Annotated in this window: 17 protein-coding genes and 1 pseudogene; 7 read left to right on the top strand and 11 right to left on the bottom strand. The window is 68.3% G+C overall.

Features of this window, described 5'->3' with window-relative positions:
- Positions 1 to 37 precede the first annotated feature (37 nt).
- The 4 genes from AC1RUS_RS20570 to AC1RUS_RS20555 all read right to left on the bottom strand — a co-directional run bounded on the left by AC1RUS_RS20570 (position 38) and on the right by AC1RUS_RS20555 (position 4,062).
- The gene (locus AC1RUS_RS20570) at positions 38 to 862 is read right to left on the bottom strand and encodes a segregation and condensation protein A (RefSeq protein ID WP_492918481.1); all 825 of its coding nucleotides are present in this window, start codon (positions 860 to 862) and stop codon (positions 38 to 40) included.
- Positions 859 to 1,896, bottom strand: coding sequence for a beta-N-acetylhexosaminidase (gene nagZ / locus AC1RUS_RS20565; protein ID WP_492918480.1), 1,038 nt, complete (start codon positions 1,894 to 1,896; stop codon positions 859 to 861). Before nagZ ends, AC1RUS_RS20570 begins: the two co-directional genes overlap by 4 nt.
- Positions 1,897 to 1,906: 10 nt before the next feature.
- Positions 1,907 to 2,710 (bottom strand): cell division protein FtsN, encoded by an 804-nt coding sequence (ftsN, locus tag AC1RUS_RS20560; RefSeq protein WP_492918478.1) that lies wholly within the window; start codon positions 2,708 to 2,710, stop codon positions 1,907 to 1,909.
- Positions 2,711 to 2,877: 167 nt separating this feature from the next.
- Positions 2,878 to 4,062: a deoxyguanosinetriphosphate triphosphohydrolase gene (locus AC1RUS_RS20555; RefSeq protein WP_492918476.1), complete on the bottom strand. Its 1,185-nt coding sequence runs from the start codon at positions 4,060 to 4,062 to the stop codon at positions 2,878 to 2,880.
- 77 nt (positions 4,063 to 4,139) lie between these two features.
- Here AC1RUS_RS20555 and erpA point away from each other — a divergent pair, with 77 nt between their 5' ends.
- Positions 4,140 to 4,472, top strand: a complete 333-nt coding sequence (gene erpA, locus AC1RUS_RS20550) for an iron-sulfur cluster insertion protein ErpA (protein ID WP_492918475.1) — start codon at positions 4,140 to 4,142, stop codon at positions 4,470 to 4,472.
- Positions 4,473 to 4,599: 127 nt separating this feature from the next.
- Here erpA and AC1RUS_RS20545 read toward each other — a convergent pair whose 3' ends face one another.
- Positions 4,600 to 4,938: a hypothetical protein gene (locus AC1RUS_RS20545; protein WP_492918473.1), complete on the bottom strand. Its 339-nt coding sequence runs from the start codon at positions 4,936 to 4,938 to the stop codon at positions 4,600 to 4,602.
- A 35-nt stretch (positions 4,939 to 4,973) separates the two neighbouring features.
- On the opposite strand from AC1RUS_RS20545, the gene xth reads away from it, so the two are divergent.
- From xth to AC1RUS_RS20530, 3 genes are read left to right on the top strand one after another with little or no spacing between them, the layout of a single operon-like run.
- Positions 4,974 to 5,762, top strand: a complete 789-nt coding sequence (xth, locus tag AC1RUS_RS20540) for an exodeoxyribonuclease III (RefSeq protein ID WP_492918471.1) — start codon at positions 4,974 to 4,976, stop codon at positions 5,760 to 5,762.
- Between the two features lie 54 nt (positions 5,763 to 5,816).
- On the top strand, positions 5,817 to 6,359 hold the full coding sequence (locus AC1RUS_RS20535) for a hypothetical protein (RefSeq protein ID WP_492918470.1): 543 nt from the start codon (positions 5,817 to 5,819) through the stop codon (positions 6,357 to 6,359).
- Between the two features lie 45 nt (positions 6,360 to 6,404).
- Complete coding sequence (locus tag AC1RUS_RS20530) at positions 6,405 to 7,244, top strand: hypothetical protein (RefSeq protein ID WP_492918469.1); 840 nt, start codon at positions 6,405 to 6,407, stop codon at positions 7,242 to 7,244.
- A gap of 18 nt (positions 7,245 to 7,262) precedes the next feature.
- Here AC1RUS_RS20530 and AC1RUS_RS20525 read toward each other — a convergent pair whose 3' ends face one another.
- Positions 7,263 to 7,877, bottom strand: coding sequence for a LysE family translocator (locus tag AC1RUS_RS20525; protein WP_492918467.1), 615 nt, complete (start codon positions 7,875 to 7,877; stop codon positions 7,263 to 7,265).
- 189 nt (positions 7,878 to 8,066) lie between these two features.
- On the opposite strand from AC1RUS_RS20525, the gene AC1RUS_RS20520 reads away from it, so the two are divergent.
- Positions 8,067 to 9,893: a DUF885 domain-containing protein gene (locus AC1RUS_RS20520; RefSeq protein ID WP_492918466.1), complete on the top strand. Its 1,827-nt coding sequence runs from the start codon at positions 8,067 to 8,069 to the stop codon at positions 9,891 to 9,893.
- A gap of 32 nt (positions 9,894 to 9,925) precedes the next feature.
- Here the strand turns inward: AC1RUS_RS20520 and AC1RUS_RS20515 are convergent, their stop codons facing one another.
- The gene (locus tag AC1RUS_RS20515) at positions 9,926 to 10,714 is read right to left on the bottom strand and encodes a CPBP family intramembrane glutamic endopeptidase (protein WP_492918465.1); all 789 of its coding nucleotides are present in this window, start codon (positions 10,712 to 10,714) and stop codon (positions 9,926 to 9,928) included.
- A 205-nt stretch (positions 10,715 to 10,919) separates the two neighbouring features.
- On the opposite strand from AC1RUS_RS20515, the gene AC1RUS_RS20510 reads away from it, so the two are divergent.
- Positions 10,920 to 11,696: a hypothetical protein gene (locus AC1RUS_RS20510; protein ID WP_492918464.1), complete on the top strand. Its 777-nt coding sequence runs from the start codon at positions 10,920 to 10,922 to the stop codon at positions 11,694 to 11,696.
- Between the two features lie 33 nt (positions 11,697 to 11,729).
- On the opposite strand, the gene AC1RUS_RS20505 is transcribed toward AC1RUS_RS20510, so the two are convergent.
- Both AC1RUS_RS20505 and AC1RUS_RS20500 read right to left on the bottom strand, forming a co-directional pair.
- Positions 11,730 to 12,395 carry a hypothetical protein gene (locus AC1RUS_RS20505; protein ID WP_492918463.1) on the bottom strand — a complete coding sequence of 222 codons (666 nt, stop codon included), beginning with the start codon at positions 12,393 to 12,395 and terminating at the stop codon, positions 11,730 to 11,732.
- Between the two features lie 143 nt (positions 12,396 to 12,538).
- Positions 12,539 to 13,459: a Gfo/Idh/MocA family protein gene (locus AC1RUS_RS20500; RefSeq protein ID WP_492918462.1), complete on the bottom strand. Its 921-nt coding sequence runs from the start codon at positions 13,457 to 13,459 to the stop codon at positions 12,539 to 12,541.
- 103 nt (positions 13,460 to 13,562) lie between these two features.
- Here AC1RUS_RS20500 and AC1RUS_RS20495 point away from each other — a divergent pair, with 103 nt between their 5' ends.
- Positions 13,563 to 14,588 (top strand): NADP-dependent oxidoreductase, encoded by a 1,026-nt coding sequence (locus tag AC1RUS_RS20495; RefSeq protein ID WP_492918460.1) that lies wholly within the window; start codon positions 13,563 to 13,565, stop codon positions 14,586 to 14,588.
- 49 nt (positions 14,589 to 14,637) lie between these two features.
- Here the strand turns inward: AC1RUS_RS20495 and AC1RUS_RS20490 are convergent.
- Together AC1RUS_RS20490 and AC1RUS_RS20485 are read right to left on the bottom strand one after the other, a co-directional pair.
- A pseudogene (locus AC1RUS_RS20490) lies at positions 14,638 to 14,733 on the bottom strand (hypothetical protein); the annotation flags it as partial.
- Positions 14,734 to 14,735: 2 nt separating this feature from the next.
- Positions 14,736 to 15,080 (bottom strand): copper-binding protein, encoded by a 345-nt coding sequence (locus AC1RUS_RS20485; RefSeq protein WP_492918458.1) that lies wholly within the window; start codon positions 15,078 to 15,080, stop codon positions 14,736 to 14,738.
- Between the last annotated feature and the right edge of the window lie 139 nt (positions 15,081 to 15,219).

Below are 15,219 nucleotides of genomic sequence, written 5' to 3'. Positions count from 1 at the left end.
GGATGACAAGGATAAAAGCCGAGTTGAAGGTTAGCCCTCACGCCTCCGCCTCCAGCGGCTCGGCCCGCGTGCGCAGGTAGATGTCGGCGAACGCCTCCATCTGGCGCGCCTCCAGCACGCCCTCCTTCACCAGCTCCAGCGAGGCCGACAGGGTCGAGGCCAGGTACGAGGCCGGCGACGGGCCGTCGTCCTCCTCCAGCGACTGCTCGATCGGCGCGACCGTGGTCAGGGTGGTCCAGTCGTCCATCCTCGGCAGCATCGCGCGCAGGCGGTCGCGGGCGTCTTCCAGCGGATAGGCCGTGGGCGGACGCGGGGCGTAATGACGGCTGTGCTCTTTCTTGCGCTGGGTGATGTAGGCGCTCATCAGGCCGTAGAGATCGCCTTCCAGCCGGGTCGACGAGACGATCTTCACGGCTTCCGGGTCGCCGCGCATGAACACGTCGCGCTTGAGCAGCGGGCGCTCCTTCAGCGCCTCGACGGCCTGGCGCATGACGTCCAGCTTGGCCAGGCGGAAGGCCAGCTGCGCGGCCATCTCCTCGGCCGGCGGCTCCTCGGCCTTGGCCCGTTCGGGCTTGGGCAGCAGCAGGCGGGACTTGAGGTAGGCCAGCCAGGCGGCCATCACCAGATAGTCCGCAGCCAGCGAGAACCGCACGCGCCGCGCCTGCTGGACGAAGGCCAGGTACTGCTCGGCCAGGCGGGTAATTGACAGCTGTAAGAGGTCGACCTTCTGGCTGCGCGCCAGGGCCAGCAGAACATGCAGCGGGCCTTCATAGCCGTCGATGTCGATGACCAGCGCCGCGCCGTCTTCCGCCGCCTCGTTGGCGGCCTCGAAGTCTAGCGTGGGCTGGAAGCCCGTGTTCACGCAAAGCTGCCCGAATAGGAGGTGTTGGCGAAGGCGGCGTCGAACCGCGCCCGGGCCTCGGCGACGTCGAAGGGCTCAACCACCTTCACGAGCCGGCTCATCACCGCCTGCGAGCGACGGCGGGCTTCCTTGGACAGACCGCCGACGCCGGACATCACGGCTTTCATTTCGTCCATGTCGCCGTTGCAGTGCAGGACCACGTCGCAGCCGGCCGACAGGCTGTCCTTGGCGCGCTGCTTGAAGTCGCCCGACAGCGCCTTCATCGACAGGTCGTCGCTCATCAGCAGGCCGTCGAAGCCCAGCGACTCGCGGATGATCTTCTTGATCGCCTTCTTGGACGTGGTGGCCGGACGGCGGCGGTCGATGGCCGTGTAGACGACGTGCGCGGTCATCGCCATCGGCATGTCCGACAGCACGCGGAACGGCGCGAAGTCACGGGCGTCCAGCTCGGCCAGCTTGGCCTTCACGACCGGCAGCTCCAGGTGGCTGTCGCTCATCGCGCGACCGTGGCCGGGGATGTGCTTGATGATCGGCAGCACCCCGCCGGCCAGCAGGCCCTCGGCGGCGGCGCGGCCAAGCGTGGCCACCTGCTCGGGTGTGTCGCCATAGGCGCGGTCGCCGATGATCTCGTGGCCCTTGGGATCGGGAACGTCCAGCACCGGCACACAGTCGACATTGACGCCGATGGCTCGCAGATCGTGGGCGATCAGGCGCGCACCCAGGCGGGTGATCTCGCGGGCGACCAGCGGGTCGTTGGCCACCAGCTCGCCATAGGCGCGGCCGGGCGGATATTTCTTCCAGTGCGGCGGCTGCAGGCGGGCGACGCGGCCGCCCTCCTGGTCGATCAGGATCGGCGCATCGGGCCGACCGACCGTGTCGCGCAGCGCCTGGGTCAGGGCCAGGGTCTGCTGGGGCGTGTCGATGTTGCGCTTGAACAGGATGAAGCCCCAGGGCTTCACGTGCCGGAAGAAGTCCTCCTCCTCGCGGGAGAGGGTCGTCCCGGCGCAGCCGAGGATCGCGGCGGAGGTGCTCAAGCGCTCGTTCCTACTTCACGAAGCAGGACTTGCCCGCGGCCGAAATGGCGTCGCAGAAGGCCTTGGCGGCCTCGCGGCTGGCGAAACCGGTCACCGAGGTGCGGTAGAGGGTGGTGCCGTTCTTGTCGACGGCCTCGACCTTCTTGCCCTTGCCGGCGGCCAGGCCCGGGGCCAGACGCGCGGCGTCGCTCCAGGCCTTGTCGGCCAGGGCGGGCGAGGACAGGGCGCCGATCTGCACCATGGCCGGACCGCTGGAGGCCGAGGTCGCCGGCTTGGGCGCGGTCGCCGTGGCGACCACGGTGGGCTTGGCCGCGACGGGCTTGGGAGCTGGCGCGACGGCGGCGGTGGCCAGCGACTCGATGGTCGGCGCCGGCTTGGCGGCAGCGGGCTTGGGCGCGACGGTCGCCGGCTTGGCGGCGGCTGGCAGGGCGGCGGTCTCGATCGGCTTGGCGTCGACCGGCGCGGTCGGACGCGGCAGCGGCGCCTCCGGCTGGGCGGCGTAGGTCGCCGACGGCGACGGCTCTTCGTTCTTGTAGATCTGCAGGCCCGCGGCTGGGTCGGCCGGCTGGCTGCCGGCGGGCGGCGGGGTCTTCATCTCTGCGACCTGCGAGCCCACGGTGGCCGGCGGCTCGTTGGGACCGCGCACGCCGCCGCGATAGATCATCACCACCGCCACGACCAGCGTCAGCAGCACCACCGCGCTGATGATCAGGGTCATGGGCAGAGGGCGGGAACCGCGCACCGGCTGACGCGCGTCGAACGACAGCGGCGCATCGGTCGGCGGCGTATAGGCGCCGCGGTGGGGATCGGACATCGCGATTAGGCTCCAGACTACGACGCACGGGGTTCGGACCGCCGAATCACACGCACGCGGACACAGTTTATCGAAGGGACCGGCGCGTCATAAGCGTCCGCGCCATCACGGTTTCAGGAAGGACCCCGTCGCTCCCCGAAACGGGGAGCGCCTTCGATCGTCGGACTCTAGTTCCAGACGTCGAGGTGGAACAGCTTCCTGTGCTCCTCGATAGCGAAGCGGTCGGTCATGCCCGCGATGTAGTCGCAGACGACCCTCGCGCGCCCGGCCTCGTCGCGGTTCTGCGACTTCTCGAACCAGACCGTCGGCAGGACGTCCGGCTCGTTCAAGAACAAGTCGAACATCTCGGCCAGAATACGGCGCGCCTGGCTACGCGTCCGGTTGACGCGCCAGTGGCGATACATCCGCGTGTGCAGGAACTGGCGCAGGCGGGCCAGGTCCTCGGCCATGTCCGGCGAGAAGGCCACCAGGGCGTGGTCCAGGCCCCGCACGTCGTCGGCCGACTGCACGCCGGTCGAGGCCGCGCGCTGCAGGGTCTCGCCCATCACGTCGTCGACCATGGCTCCGATCATCCGGCGCACGGCCTCCAGGCGGGTCAGGTTGGCGTCCAGGTCGGGCCGCTCGCTCTTAACCGCGAACAGGATCGGGCCGATCAGCGGCACGTCCAGCAGGTCGTCCAGATTGATCAAGCCAGCCGACACGCCGTCGTCGACGTCGTGGTTGTTGTAGGCGATGTCGTCGGCCAGGGCCGCGACCTGGGCCTCGGCCGAGGCCCAGGTGTTGAGGCCGAGGTTATACTCATTGTCGTACTTGGAGATCGCCTTCCAGGACGGCTTGCCCAGCTTCTCGGTCACTGGACCGTTGTGCTTGATGATCCCCTCCAGGGTCTCCCAGGTCAGGTTCAGGCCGTGGAAGTCGGGATAGCGGTGCTCCAGCTCGGTCACCACCCGGAAGGTCTGGACGTTGTGGTCGAAGCCGCCGAACGGGGCCATCTTGGCCTGCAGCTCATCCTCGCCGGCGTGGCCGAACGGCGGGTGGCCGATGTCGTGGCCCAGGGCGATGGTCTCGGCCAGGTCGCTGTCCAGCCCGAGGGCCGTGGCCAGCGATCGCGCCACCTGGGCCACTTCCAGCGAGTGGGTCAGGCGCGTGCGGAAGTTGTCGCCCTCGTGGGCCACGAAGACCTGGGTCTTCTCCTTCAGCCGCCGGAAGGCCGAATTATGGATGATCCGGTCGCGATCGCGGGCGAACGGCGTGCGCGTGCGGCTGTCTTCTTCCTGGTAGCGGCGACCACGCGACTTGGCCGGATCTTCGGCGTACGGGGCTCGGGCGACCAGATAAGGAGAAGACGACATGAACGACTCTGGGCTTTCACCCCTTTCGCCGGGGCGCTGATATCCTCATATAGGCCAAGGATGAGTTTTCCACAGCCATGACCGAAACAACCGTAACGCTTTCTCCCAACGCCGCTCGCCGCATCCACGCCATCGGACAGTCCGAGGGGCGCCCCGTCATGCTGCGCGTCGCGGTCGACGGCGGCGGATGCTCGGGCTTCCAGTACCGCTTCGACCTGGTCGACACGGTCGAGGCCGACGACCTGAAGATCGAACGCGACGGCGCCGCCGCCCTGGTGGACGTCATCTCGATGGCTCTGCTGAAGGGCTCGGAGATCGATTTCGTCGACGAACTGGCCGGCGCGGAATTCCGCGTCCGCAACCCCAACGCCAAGTCCAGCTGCGGCTGCGGGGTGAGCTTCTCGATCTAGCTCGAACGCCGAAACCTCGTCCTTCGACAAGCTCAGGATGAGGTTTCGACTGCCAAGACCTATGGAATGGTCCTCATCCTGAGCCTGTCGAAAGACGAGGGCCGCTCACGGCGCTCAACCGTCCCACCTACCCCGGCACGAACTGCAGCACGGTGATCGCCATCGCCGCCCAGGCGGCCGGCGCGGCCATGGCGGCCCAGGCCTCGGTGCGGCGGCCCTTGCGCCACTGCATCCAGCCGACCAGCGGCCCCAGCACGCACACGGCCCAGAACAGCGCGCCGAGCACGAAGCCCAGCCAGGCGACGGGATTGTGGATATTGCCCGGTCCGTCGAAGACAAGCGGCGAGAACACCGCCAGGATCGCGCCGACCGCCGCGGCGACCAGCCACGCCAAGGTGATCAGGATCAGCAGGATGCGCTGTCCCCGATCGGAAATTCTGAACCCTGTCTTGAGCGCGCTCGCCATGGGCCCTAGCCTCCGCGCGCCCACTGGAGCCGTCAATGCGTATCGCCACCTGGAACGTGAATTCCGTCAACGCTCGCCTCGAAGGCGTGCTGGCCTGGTTCGAAGCGGTGTCGCCCGACGTGGCGGTGCTGCAGGAGATCAAGTGCGTCGACGAGAAGTTCCCGACCGAGGCGTTCGAGCGCCTGGGCTACAACGTCGTGGTCCACGGCCAGAAGACCTATAACGGCGTCGCCCTGCTCTCGAAGTTTCCGGTCGAGGACGTCCGCAAGGGCCTACCCTTCCTGTTCGACGGCGAAGTCGACGAGCAGTCGCGCTATGTCGAGGCGGTGATCGCCGCGCCCAAGCCGATCCGCGTCTGCGGGATCTACCTGCCCAACGGCAATCCTGTCGACACGGAGAAGTTCGACTACAAGCTGGCCTGGATGCGCCGGCTGCACGCCCACGCCCAGACGCTGCTGGCCTATGAGGAGCCCCTGGTCATCCTGGGCGACTACAACGTCATTCCAGAGGCCGAGGACGTGGCCAATCCCGAGGCCTGGGTCGGCGACGCCCTGTTCCGCCCCGAGAGCCGAGGCGCGTTCCGGGCTCTGAAGAACCTGGGCTTTACCGACGCCTACATGCAGGTCGACGGCGCGCCGGGCGGCTACACCTTCTGGGACTACCAGGCCGGCGCCTGGCCCCGGAACCTGGGCATCCGCATCGACCACCTGCTGCTGTCGCCCCAGGCCGCCGACACGCTGGTCGAGGTCGTCATCCATCGCGACGAGCGCGACAAGGAAAAGCCCTCAGACCACGTGCCGGTAGTGGCCGAACTAAATCTATAGACGAAACCAGCAAGGCATGATTGAGTAAGTGAACACTCACACCGAGGCGTTCACATGCTCCTTGCCGCGCTCCTGATCGCCGCCGCCGACACGGCTTCGCCCAAGCCCCCGCCCAGCACGACGCCGTCCTATGCGGCCCTGGTCTCACCGACGGAATCCGCCCGCTACGCCCTCGAGCACGGATGTCTTGCGGCCCATCGGCAGGGCGTAGGCTTGGCGGAGGTCCCCAACCATTTCATCCGCCTGCAGGACAGGAAGACCGGCGTCTATCGCATGACCGGCGCAGGTCGGGTCGAGTTGTCCAACGCCAAGGGCCCGGGCTGCTACCTTCGGGTCGGACAGGGCGACGCCGACAAGCTGCGAGCCATGGTGCTTAAGGCGCTGGGCGCGGACGGCCCCGTCACGACCCTGTTCGACAGCGGCCCCGGCTCGCGCGACAGCCAGAGCTCCTTCCGGCAGGAGACCCATTGCGCCCGGATCGGCGGCAAGATGGCGGTGGCGCTGATCTCCACGTCCGACAACCGCAAGCGGCCGCCCCTGCAGCTTAGCCTGATGCACGACCGCGACGGCGCTTGCGCGGCGAGCGCCCGCCCCTAGCCTCCCCTCTGTCGCGAATCTCGGTTTCTCACTAGCCTTCCGCCCATGAGCGAACTCGCCCGCCTTATCCTGTTCGTGGCCATCGCCGGCTCGGCGGTGACGTTCCTGGGCAGCGCGGCCATTTGGTTCATGGACGAGGACCGCCGCATCCGCCGGGCCCTGCGCCATGTGCTGCGCGGCGAGCCCGAGGTGGTGATCCTGGCGCGCGGCCGGGGTCGCGGCGCGGGCTTCTCGTTCAACACCGGCCTGTCCGCCGTCGCCTGGGACAGCGGGGCCTGGTGCCTGCTCTATCGCATCGACGAGGTGATGGGGGCCGAACTGCTGGTCGACGGCCAGGTGGTGGGCCGGGTGTTCCGGGGCGAGCAGCGCCGGGCCCTGGACCATGTCGCGCCACAGGCCAGCAAGGTCACCCTGCGCCTGATCTTCGACGATCCTCGCCATCCCGACTTCGAGCTTGACCTTTGGATCCCCGGCGACGAGCAGCGCCGCGAGAGCCGCTCGCCGGCCGACGCGGTTCAGGAGGCCAATCGCTGGCTGGCGCGGTGCGAGGCGATCGTGCGCCGGCCCCAGGCGCCCCGCGCGCCCGCGCGCCCCGCCGCCGAACCGGTCGTCGCCGCTCCGCCGCCACCCCCGCCCGCGCCGCCGCCGCGCGCCGAGCCCCGTCCAGAACCCAGGCCCGAGCCCCGCCGCGCTCCGCCCGCCGCTGCGGCCGCCCCGGCGCTCGCCCCCGACGACGACGTCGACGATCAGGACGACGAGCTGCCCTTCGACGAGCCGCCCTGGGATCCCGATCCCGAGCCCGCGCCGTTGTTCAAGCCCATCTCCCGGGCCCGCCGCGAAGCCAAGTCGAACCAGGAAGACCTGCCGTTCGATCTCGACGACTGACGGCGGGACTGGCCGCGGTCAGCGCGTCATCCGCGTTTGCCACAGAACCCAAATCGCGACGCCCACGATGGCCAGGGCCAAGCCCCGGGTGGACCAGACGCTCGAACGAAGCGCCCTGACCATCCGCCCCGCCCGGTCCGCGCCCAGCACGATCGCGCCGTGCACGGTGATGCTGACCGCTATGTGGATGAGCCCCAGGATCAGGGCCTGCAAGGTCGGCGGCGCATGCCCCGTCTTGATGAACCCAGGCAGCAGGCTGACATAGAACAGCGCCGCCTTCGGGTTCAGCAGGTTGGTGAGGAAACCACGCTGGAACAGCGCCCAGGGCTTGGGCAGGGCGTCGACGCTTTCGTCGGGCGCCTCACCCACTCGCCAGGCGTCCCAGGCCAGCCAGAACAGATAGGTCGCGCCGGCCCAACGCAGGATTTCATAGAGCGGTCGATAAAGCCGGAAGACCTCGGTCAGGCCGAGGACGGCGGCCAACATATAGACCGACAGGCCGCATGTGACGCCGACCACGGCGAACAGCCCAGCTCGCCGACCATGGGTGGCTGATAACGCCGCCAGATAGGCCATGTTGGGCCCGGGCGTCAGTTCAACCAGGATGACCGCCGCCAGAAACGGAACGATCATCCCTGGATCGATAGGCCAAGCCGAATGAGGCATGGCCTCGTTCTCCCACGTGAAATGAGGAACCTCTCGGGTAGCCCAGCTGGACGTACGGCGGAAGGGTCCGCACCGACCTTAACCTTGGACTAGCCGAGCCGCATGGTTCGGCTAACGTGCCCGCTTCGGGCGGCTTCCTCGTCCGGTGGAGGCGACATGGATCGACGTCAGTTTCTGGTGGGCGCGGCGCTCGCGCCCCTGGTCGCAACCAACGCGCGGGCCGCTTCCGCTCCCGGCGCCCAGGACGCCCAGCTGCGCGCCCTGCTCAACAGCTTCTGGGAAGCCGACCTGGACGAGTCGCCCGAGACGGCGACCTCGCGCGGCCTGGACGTCGGGGCGCGAGCCGGGCAACGCGCCAAGCTGGGCGACTATTCGGCCGCCGGCCGCGCCAGGTGGATCGCCGCCCGCAAGACCCGCGTGCGAGCCCTGGCCGCCATCGATCCGACCAAGCTGTCGCCGGCCGCGCGGATCGACCACGAGGTGGTGTCGTACACCTATGGCCGCATCGTCACCGGCGGCGAGGCCTACGCGTTTGGCGAGGGGCCCGCCGGCTTCGGCTACGCCCCCTACTCGCCCTATATCGTCAGTCAGCTGACCGGGGCCTATCAGGCCATCCCCGACTTCCTGGACTCGCGCCATCCGGTCAAGACCGTGGCCGACGCGGAGGCCTATCTGTCGCGCCTGGAAGCCTTCCCCCGAGCGCTGGACGAGAACACCGCCGCCCTGAAGGCCGACGCGGCCAAGGGCGTGCTGGCGCCCGACTTCGCCCTGGACGCCGCCCTGGCCCAGCTGTCCAAGCTGCGCGGCGCGCCGGCCGCGACCAGCGGCCTGGCCCAGTCCCTGTCGCGCCGCGCGGCGGCGGCCAGCCTCGCCGGCGACTGGAACGGCCGGGCCGCCGCCATCCTCGAGACCAAGGTCTATCCCGCCCTTGACCGACAGATCGCCGCCGTCACCGCCCTGCGCGCCAAGGCCAGCCCCGACGCCGGGGCCTGGAAGCTGCCCAACGGCGAAGCCTTCTACGCCGGCGCCCTGGCGTTCCAGACCACCACCACCCGTACGCCCGAGGAGGTCCACCAGATCGGCCTGACCCAGGTGGCCGACCTGACCGCGCGGATCGACGTGCTGCTGCGCGCCCAGGGCCTGACGACCGGCACGGTGGCCGAGCGCCTGACCGCCCTGTCGGCGCGTCCTGACCAGCTCTATCCCAACACCGACGCCGGCCGCGCCGAGCTGCTGGCCGACCTCAACGCCCAGACCGCGGCGATGCGCGCCCGCCTGCCGCTGGCCTTCAAGACCCTGCCGGCCGCGCCGGTCGAGATCGTGCGCGTGCCGCCGAACATCGAGGACGGCGCGCCCAACGGCTACGCCACCGCCCCGCCGCTGGATGGCTCGCGGCCCGGCCGCTTCTACATCAACCTGAAGGACACCACCGAGTGGCCGAGGCTGAGCCTGCCCAGCCTGACCTATCACGAGGCCATGCCCGGCCACCAATGGCAGGGCGCGATCTCGCGGGAGTCGACCGACATCCCGCTGCTGCGCCGCTCGGGCATGGGCTTTGCGGCCTATGGCGAGGGCTGGGCCCTCTATGCCGAGCAGCTGGCCGACGAGCTGGGCGCCTATGAGACCGACCCGCTGGGCCGCATCGGCTACCTGCAGTCGCTGCAGTTCCGCGCCGTGCGCCTGGTGGTCGACACCGGCATGCACTTCAAGAAATGGAGCCGGGCCAAGGCCACCGACTACATGGTCGACAACACCGGCATGCCGCGCACCCGCGTGCAGCGCGAGATCGACCGCTACTGCGTCTGGCCCGGCCAGGCCTGCAGCTACAAGATCGGCCACACCGAGTGGGTCCGCCTGCGCGAGGCCGCCAAGACCCGCGCCGGCGCGAAGTTCGACCTCAAGGCCTTCCACGAGGTGCTTCGCCAGGGGCCGATGCCGCTGGTGGTGCTGGAGCGGGTGATCGGGGCGGCGATCCCGGGATAGCCTGCGCCCGTCCCTCGCCTGGCCTGGGGTTCCTAGGCCAGGCGCATCAAGAGCAGCCCGCCGCCCAGAAGGATCCAGTCGTTGAGGATGTGGGCCCCCGTCGAGACCCAGATGTTCTTGGTCATGATGTAGGGCAGGGTCAGGACCAGCCGCGCGCTGCCGATGATCAGCAGGCACTGGGCCAGGTTCCAGCCATAGGTCGGCAGGTGCAGGGCGCCGAACAGGGCGGCGGATATGATCCAGGCGCCGAAGATCGCCCATCGCCGCGACAGGCCGATGCGCGCATGGAACAGGGTCGTCAGCGCCAGGAACGGCAGGATCGTCAGAACCTCCTCGCCGAACAGTTGCGCGATGGTCTTGAGGAAGAACACGAGCTTGTCGACGCCGGACATCGCCGGCAGGCTCCCGAAGATCGGGTTGGCCTGGGCGCCCAGAAATCTCTGGACCAGATAGCCGACCAGCACGGTCACGCCGATGTTCAGCGCCGCGAAGGCGAACATCCACACGACCTCTCGCGGCCCGACCTTGCGGAAGATCCTGCTCCACCCGCGCGGCGCGACGATCGCGAGGGCCGTCAGCGGGATGGCGAAGAACAGAACCGACGGGCCAAAGCCGCCCAGTCCGGTCTGGAGCGCTGGAACGGGGATCAGCAGCGCGGCGAACCCCAGGGCCACCGCCAGCAGGACCAGCAGCCAGCGTCCCGCCGACAAAGCCACCGGCTGGCCATCGTAGAACGGCAGGTCGTTGTCGGGATCTTCGAACCAGAAGCGCCCGCTCCTGGCGGCGCCGTCGCGCGGCGCGATCTTCGCGGTGTCGGTCATGCGCGTCATCCCGGCCGTCATTGTGAAGCTAGCAACCGCCCCGGCGCCTGGCGAGCGTTGAAGGCGACATCGCCTCGAACCTCGACATCGAACGCAAAAATCGCGGCGCCGATCGACCCTACTCGACCTTTACGGCACTGATCGTCATCTACACGTGTTCTAGTCAAGCCGCCGGCAAGGGGTCGGCCTCAGGAGTGCGCCTACGATGCCAAAGGGATTTCTGCTCTCGTCGATCCTCGTCGGAACAGCCTTGCTGGCCGGCCAGGCCGCCGCCCAGGTGACGCCGTCGGATGTTCGCGATCTGGTCGGCGCGCGTGGCTCCAGCGGCGAGTCGGAACTGGCGTCGCGCGGCTACGTCAATGTCGGCGGCCAGAGCGGCGACGACCGCAAGTGGACCTATTGGTGGAACGAGCGACGCGGCGTGTGCCTGTCGGTGACGACGCTCAACGGTCGCTATGACGCCATCGTCTCGACGCCCGCTCCCGACTGCCGGAAGGGTCCTGGCGGCGGCGACGGCGGCGGTTATCGCCCGCCGGAATTCGGCTACGGTCCGGGCGGCGGCGGTGGCGGCTATCGTGAGCACATCGCGCTGATCTGCTACGGCGAAGGCCAGCGCATGACCAACCAGCTGAAGTCCGGCTACGAGTGGGATGAGAACAAGCGCCGCTACGTGCCGCGCAGCGGCGTGGAGCTGACGCGCCAGGACTACGACACCTCGGTCACCGTCGAGATCGACGGCGGTCGCGGCCGCATTCGCCCGGCCAAGAACATGATCCCGCCGATCCACGGCAGCAGCGACGCCGGCTGGTACGATATCGCCAACCTCTCGGTCTCCCGCGACATGATCCGGGGCGAGTTCAAGCTCAACGGCGCCAACCGGCCCAAGCTGATGATCGACCGGCGCGCCGGCCGCATCACCCTGGACGGCCTGACCAAGTTCAGCGGGACGTGCGACCCGCTGGACGGCGATCGCAAGTTCTAGACCGCGACGGCCGGACGCCTCGCGGCGTCCGGCTCAGTCCATCACGGTCAGGGCCGCGCCGGCGGCGACCAGCAGGACGATCGCGGTGGCCTTCAGGAAACAGGCGCCCGCGACCAGCGCCGCGCGGGTCCAGGTGGCGTTGAAGCGCTTGAGCCAGATCACCTGCAGCGCGACATACCAGATCGTCGCCGCGCCCATCAGAACCCAGCCGACCGGCGCGCGATCGGGCCAGGCCTGCATGACCGTCCCGCCGATCCCGAACGCCAGGCAGAAGACCGAGGCCGGATAGCACTCGCCGAAGAACGGGCCGCGCAGCGTCTTGCGGGTCAGGACCAGCTTGGTGTCCTTGACCTGCTCCAGGGCGAACATCAGCGGATAGACCGCGAACATCAGCGACCGCAGGACCACCAGGTTCTGGTCCGAGCCGAACAGCTTCTCGGCCGCGTGTCCGACGCCCGCGAACGGATGCAGGTGCAGGCCCAGCTCGAGGCCGTGGGAGATCACCAGGGTCAGCAGCAGGAACAGCGGCGCCGACAGGCTGTCGAGGAACTGCTCCTCCTCGGGCTTGCGCAGTTCCGCCCGGGAATATTCGAGCATTCTGACGGGATGGAAGGCGGTGCGAAACAGGGTGCGCGGGTAGAAGACCAGCCAGGTCATCACTTCATAGAGAAACTCCTCCAGCGAGCGGAGGATACGCATGAAGTCCATCTGGGAAGCCTTGTTGAGCATCGATGCTTCGCTGAATCGGCGGGCCGCGACCCGAGCCCCGGCACAATCCCAGATCGCGTCCGACTTAGAAAGCGCGGCCGTTTCGATGTCGGTTCAGAGTCGAAAAGGCCGCCCTATCCACCCGCCGCCTGCTCCACGGCCAGCGCCAGATCGAGCGCCCGGGCGGCTTCATCGCCGGTGACCACCGGGCGAGGGCTTTCGCCGCGCACGGCGGCCAGGAAGCCCGCCACGCTCTGGCCCAGGGGGTCCTTGCCGGCCGGCGTCTCGGTGAAGTCCTCGATCAGCGGGAACGGCGTGGTGTTGCGGAAGGTGCGGGCCAGGAAGTCGATCTCGACCTCGCCGGAGGGATAGACCACCTTCATGGTCCGCTCGCGGGCCTCGGCCACGCGCGAGCTGTCGAACACGGCGGTGAAGCCGTTCTCGAACATGGCCTCCACCTTCACCCAGTCGAGCGACTCCGAGCGGGTGATCGCCCCCTCGCCGTCCACCGTCATCGGCTGGGCCTCGCAAAGGGCCAGGGCCAAGTCGATGTCGTGGATCATCAGGTCCAGCACCACCGAGACGTCCAGGTTGCGGTCCGACGGCGTGCCGCGCCGCACGGCTTCCAGCCGCAACGGCTGCTCGGGGATATCCAGCAGGCCCATGGCCTGGAACACGACCCGCTCCTGGTGACCGCAGGCCAGGGGCACGCCGGCCTTGGCGGCGGCGGCGACCATGGCGTCGGCGTCTTCCGGCGTCACCGCCAAGGGCTTTTCGGAATAGACCGGCTTGCCCGCCTTCAGCGCCGCCAGCGCCGCTTTGGCGTGATGGACGGCGGGGGTGGCGACCGTGACCACGTCGACGACGGCCAAGAAGGCGGCCATGTCGTCATAGGCGCTCGCGCCCAGCGGCTCGGCCAGGGCCTTGGCGCGCGCCAGGTCGATGTCGAACACCCCGACCAGCTCCACGCCGGGCAGCTCGACATACTTCTTGGCGTGATAGCCGCCGAACACGCCGGCGCCGACGACACCGGCCTTCAGGATCGCTTGGGTCATGGCCCGGCTGTCTACTCCGGTTCGTTGACACTCGAAAGCGCTAGAGCCGCGCCGCGCGACACGCTAAACAAGCGTTTAAATTAGAAACTCACGGGAGTCTGCCATGACCACGTCGCGCGAAATCCGCCTGAAGAACCGCCCCGTCGGCGTTCCCACCGCCGCCGACTTCGAGCTGGCGACCGTCGAGCTGGCCGCGCCGGGCGACGGCGAGGTGCAGGTTCGGAACCTGTGGATGTCGGTCGACCCCTACATGCGCGGCCGGATGTACGATCGGAAGAGCTATTCGCCGCCGTTCGAGCTGGGCAAGGCCATGCAGGGCGGCGCGATCGGCCAGGTCACCGCCTCCAACGATCCCGACTACGCGGTCGGCGACATCGTCAGCTCGATGTTCGGCTGGCGCGAGGCCTTCAACGCCTCGCCCAAGGCCCTGGCCGCCGCCGGCATGGGCGCCCTGACCAAGATCGACACCCACGGCCTGCCGCCCCAGGCGTTCCTGGGCGTGCTGGGCATGCCCGGCATGACCGCCTATGCGGGCCTGCTTCGGATCGCGGCGCTGAAGGACGGCGACGTCGTGTTCGTCTCGGCCGCCGCCGGCGCCGTGGGTTCGGTGGTCTGCCAGATCGCCAAGCTGAAGGGCCACACCGTGATCGGCTCGGCCGGCGGTCCGGAGAAGGTGGCGTTCCTCAAGTCGATCGGCGTCGACCACGTCATCGACTACAAGGCCACGCCGGACGTGGTGGCCGAACTGGCCAAGCTCGCGCCCAAGGGCATCGACGTCTATTTCGAGAATGTCGGCGGCGTGCATCTGGAGGCCGCCATCAACTCGGCCCGTCCCTTTGCGCGCTTCGCCCTGTGCGGAATGATCTCTCAGTACAACGAGACGGGTAAGCCCGTCGGCCCGCCCAACATCATCCAGGCGGTCGGCAAGAGCCTGCGGCTGGAAGGCTTCATCGTCTCAAACCACTACGATCTCTATCCGGCTTTCGCCAAGGACATGGCCGAGTGGATCAAGGCCGGGAAGATCACCTGGAAGGAGACGGTGGAGGACGGGATTGAGAATGCGCCCGACGCCTTCATCAAGCTGTTCGCCGGCGAGAACCTCGGGAAGATGCTGGTGAAGCTGGGATAGCGACGACAACTCCCAAAATCTTGTCATCCCGGAAGCCTCGCAGAGGCTATCCGGGACCCAGGGGCCGGCGCATCGCGGTTGCCCCTGGGTCCCGGCTCTCCGCTTCGCTGCGGCCGGGATGACAAGCTATTTTGCTGAGCGAAATCGTTACCGCGCCGTCAGCGCCGTGAGCTCCAGCCCCTCGTCCGTCCGATGAAACCTGAACGCCACTCGCGACCCCGGCGTGATCGGCGCCTCGGCCAGAACATCCGCATAGGCGATGAAGACATTGCGCCCTGGCGCCAGGCCGGCGCCGCTCGCGCCCTCGTGATCGAGCGTGAGATTTCGCCCGTCGAGCGAGGAGATCACGCCCACCGAGTCGTATTCCGGACCCGGTTCACGCGGTTTCGTGATCGTCGCCGGCGCCCTTTCCGTGGTGGAGCTTTGCGGTCCCGGACCGCACGCAGCAAGCATCAGCATGGCGGAAAACAGCATAATCGTCTTGTTTTTCATTATGTTACGAAAATTCCCCAAACGCGCGATCCTGGCTCGCGCCTCACCGTTTCCAGCTTTTTTGCCGCAACTGCGAAATAAGCGTGATTTCCGGTAGCGAATTCGTGATCGAAGTTTTACTCTAAGGCTCGCCGGCGGC

The sequence above is a fragment of the Caulobacter sp. GW821-FHT10F06 genome (genome assembly GCF_058809215.1).
This window is presented reverse-complemented; position numbering and strand designations above follow the sequence as displayed.

Excerpts from the sequence above, each read along its gene's own strand:
- AC1RUS_RS20530 (WP_492918469.1), top strand. The coding sequence starts at position 6,405 with ATGAGCGAACTCGCCCGCCTTATCCTGTTCGTGGCCATCGCCGGCTCG.
- AC1RUS_RS20545 (WP_492918473.1), bottom strand. The coding sequence starts at position 4,938 with ATGGCGAGCGCGCTCAAGACAGGGTTCAGAATTTCCGATCGGGGACAG.
- AC1RUS_RS20510 (WP_492918464.1), top strand. The coding sequence starts at position 10,920 with ATGCCAAAGGGATTTCTGCTCTCGTCGATCCTCGTCGGAACAGCCTTG.
- ftsN (WP_492918478.1), bottom strand. The coding sequence starts at position 2,710 with ATGTCCGATCCCCACCGCGGCGCCTATACGCCGCCGACCGATGCGCCG.
- AC1RUS_RS20500 (WP_492918462.1), bottom strand. The coding sequence starts at position 13,459 with ATGACCCAAGCGATCCTGAAGGCCGGTGTCGTCGGCGCCGGCGTGTTC.
- AC1RUS_RS20535 (WP_492918470.1), top strand. The coding sequence starts at position 5,817 with ATGCTCCTTGCCGCGCTCCTGATCGCCGCCGCCGACACGGCTTCGCCC.
- AC1RUS_RS20515 (WP_492918465.1), bottom strand. The coding sequence starts at position 10,714 with ATGACCGACACCGCGAAGATCGCGCCGCGCGACGGCGCCGCCAGGAGC.
- AC1RUS_RS20520 (WP_492918466.1), top strand. The coding sequence starts at position 8,067 with ATGGATCGACGTCAGTTTCTGGTGGGCGCGGCGCTCGCGCCCCTGGTC.
- xth (WP_492918471.1), top strand. The coding sequence starts at position 4,974 with ATGCGTATCGCCACCTGGAACGTGAATTCCGTCAACGCTCGCCTCGAA.
- AC1RUS_RS20495 (WP_492918460.1), top strand. The coding sequence starts at position 13,563 with ATGACCACGTCGCGCGAAATCCGCCTGAAGAACCGCCCCGTCGGCGTT.
- erpA (WP_492918475.1), top strand. The coding sequence starts at position 4,140 with ATGACCGAAACAACCGTAACGCTTTCTCCCAACGCCGCTCGCCGCATC.
- AC1RUS_RS20525 (WP_492918467.1), bottom strand. The coding sequence starts at position 7,877 with ATGATCGTTCCGTTTCTGGCGGCGGTCATCCTGGTTGAACTGACGCCC.
- AC1RUS_RS20485 (WP_492918458.1), bottom strand. The coding sequence starts at position 15,080 with ATGAAAAACAAGACGATTATGCTGTTTTCCGCCATGCTGATGCTTGCT.
- AC1RUS_RS20555 (WP_492918476.1), bottom strand. The coding sequence starts at position 4,062 with ATGTCGTCTTCTCCTTATCTGGTCGCCCGAGCCCCGTACGCCGAAGAT.
- AC1RUS_RS20505 (WP_492918463.1), bottom strand. The coding sequence starts at position 12,395 with ATGCGTATCCTCCGCTCGCTGGAGGAGTTTCTCTATGAAGTGATGACC.